We start from the raw sequence: 2,036 nt of genomic DNA, 5'->3' as shown, positions 1-2,036 counted from the left end.
ACGCGGTGCTGCGCGAGATCCAGGGCAACGTGAAGGACTTCAGCGAGCTGAAGCCCGATGGCTCCACGGCGTGCGGCTGCTGGATCTACTCCGGCGTGTACGACGGCGAGAACAAGGCGCTGAAGCGCGAGCCGAAAGGGCAGTACGGACACGGCTGGGGTTACGCGTGGCCGCTCGACCGCCGCATCCTCTACAACCGCTGCTCCGCGCGGCCCGACGGCGCGCCGTGGAGCGAGCGGAAGAAGCTGGTGTGGTGGGACGAGGCGAAGGGTGAGTGGACCGGTGACGACGTCCCCGACTTCACGAAGAAGAAGCGGCCCGACTATCCTGGCGACGAAGAGAAGGGCGGCGATGAGGCGCTCCGCGGCGACGCGCCGTTCATCATGCATCCCGACGGCGCGGGCTGGATCTGGGTTCCGTCGGGACTGAAGGACGGTCCGCTGCCCACGTTCTACGAGCCGCTCGAGTCGAACATCGCCAACCCGCTGTACGGACAGCAGACGAATCCGGCGGCGAACAAGATGGAGCGCGACGACAATCGCTACGCCAGCTCGCCCGATCCGCGGTTCCCGTACATCCTGACGACCTACCGCCTCACCGAGCACCACACGGCGGGCGGCATGTCGCGCACGCTCTCGCACCTCGCCGAGCTGCAGCCGGAGCTCTTCGCGGAGATCTCGCCGGAGCTCGCCGCGGCAGCGGGCGTCGCGAACGGCGATCGCGTGAAGATCTCGACAGCGCGCGGGTCGATCGAGGCGCGCGCGCTCGTCACCGATCGCATGCCGCCGCTGGACGTTGACGGCAACCGCGTCCACCAGGTCGGCCTGCCGTACCACTTCGGCTACCGCGGCCTCGTCAAGGGCGACATCGTCAACGACCTCCTCGCCATCAGCGAAGAGCCGAACGTCCGCATCTTCGAATCGAAAGGACTGACGTGCAGTCTGAGCCGCGCGTAACCGGTTTCTTCACCGACTCGACGCTCTGCATCGGATGCAAGGCGTGCGAGGTGGCGTGCAAGGAGTGGAACGACGTTCCGGCCGACGGCTTCCGCTGGAGCGGACTGTCGTACGACAACACCACAGCGCTCGGCCACTCGACGTGGCGGCACGTGAAGTTCGTCGAACGGCAGCCGGAGATCGGGCGCGGAGGCAATGCGCCCGCGGGGATCACGTGGGAGTTCTCGTCGGACGTCTGCAAGCATTGCGAGAACGCCGGCTGCCTCGAGTCGTGTCCGACCGGCTCGATCATCCGCACCGAGTTCGGCACGGTCTACGTGCAGCCCGATATCTGCAACGGCTGCGGCTACTGCGTCGTGTCGTGCCCGTTCGGCGTGATCGACCGGCGTCCGGACGACGGACGCGCATTCAAGTGCACGCTTTGCTACGACCGCCAGAAGGTGGGCGAGACGCCGGCGTGCGCGAAGGCGTGTCCGACGCAGTCGATCCTCTTCGGCGATCTCGATGAGCTGGAGCGCGCGGCCGACAAGCGCATCGCCCAGTTGCACGCCGCCGGCATGACCGACGCGCGCATCTGGAATCCGAAGGAGACGAGCGTCGGCGGCGCGCACGCGTTCTTCCTCGTCCGCGGCGACGCGGCCGCGTACAACCTTCCCGAGAAGCCGGAAGTCCCGACGATCTATCTCAAGCCCGCCTGGACCTCGGCCGCCGCCGCAGCCGCGGTCCTCGCCGTCGGATCGCTCCTGGCGTTCGCGCTCGGAGGAAGGCGGTGAAGCAGCGCGCTGACGCGGGGCGAGGGGGTAATTGCGAAAAGGTCTCGTCATTACCCTTCGCCCCACGAAGTGGGGAGAAGGTGGCCGAAGGCCGGATGAGGGGCAACCGGAAATGAAGGAGCCCACGTACTACGACCTCCCGCTCCTCAAGCCGCCGGTGTGGACGTGGGAGATCCCGCTTTACTTCTTCGTCGGCGGCGCGGCGGGCGCGGCGGCGGTGATCGGATGTGCGGCGCACGTGACGGGCGCGAAGCCGTCGCTCGTCCGCGACGCCCGCTGGATCGCCGCGATCGGCGCGAACGTTTCC

The 2,036-nt window shown here is 67.8% G+C and carries 3 protein-coding genes; all 3 read left to right on the top strand.

Annotated features, from left to right (window positions below):
• The coding region (locus tag VGQ44_09785) for a molybdopterin dinucleotide binding domain-containing protein (GenBank protein ID HEV8447102.1) at positions 1-956 on the top strand (956 nt) is incomplete at its 5' end.
• Positions 935-1,729: a 4Fe-4S dicluster domain-containing protein gene (locus VGQ44_09780; protein HEV8447101.1), complete on the top strand. Its 795-nt coding sequence runs from the start codon at positions 935-937 to the stop codon at positions 1,727-1,729. The genes VGQ44_09785 and VGQ44_09780, both read left to right, overlap by 22 nt.
• A gap of 112 nt (positions 1,730-1,841) precedes the next feature.
• Positions 1,842-2,036, top strand: a 195-nt coding sequence (locus VGQ44_09775; GenBank protein HEV8447100.1) for a hypothetical protein, incomplete at its 3' end; no start/stop codon positions are given.

The sequence above is a fragment of the Gemmatimonadaceae bacterium genome (assembly GCA_036003045.1).
In the GTDB taxonomy this organism is placed as follows: domain Bacteria; phylum Gemmatimonadota; class Gemmatimonadetes; order Gemmatimonadales; family Gemmatimonadaceae; genus JAQBQB01.
This window is presented reverse-complemented; position numbering and strand designations above follow the sequence as displayed.